At 67.7% G+C, this 260-nt stretch carries 1 pseudogene; it reads right to left on the reverse strand.

Going from position 1 to position 260, the window contains the following annotated elements:
• A pseudogene (locus KVT32_RS30520) lies at positions 1-181 on the reverse strand (enoyl-CoA hydratase); the annotation flags it as partial.
• Positions 182-260 lie beyond the last annotated feature (79 nt).

A 260-nucleotide genomic window follows, 5' to 3' on the forward strand; every position in this document is an offset into this window, starting at 1 on the left:
AGAAGAATTCGCCGTCGCCGACCAGCACGATGGCGCCGATCGCCGGGTCGGCCGCCGCATCAAGCAGGGCCGACTGCAGCGCGTCATACAGCTCCGGCCGGATCGCATTGCGCGCGGCAGGATTGCTGTTGACGAGGCCGGGCACGGCGCCCTCGGTGCGGACAAGAAGCGCGTCGCTCATGCCGCGACCAATTCACGGCCGAGCGCAATGTAGCGCTCCAGGTGGTGGTCTTCGTCGCCGAGCTGGTGGTCGCTCATCA

The sequence above is a fragment of the Achromobacter sp. GbtcB20 genome (assembly GCF_019091095.1).
GTDB lineage: Bacteria > Pseudomonadota > Gammaproteobacteria > Burkholderiales > Burkholderiaceae_B > Achromobacter > Achromobacter mucicolens.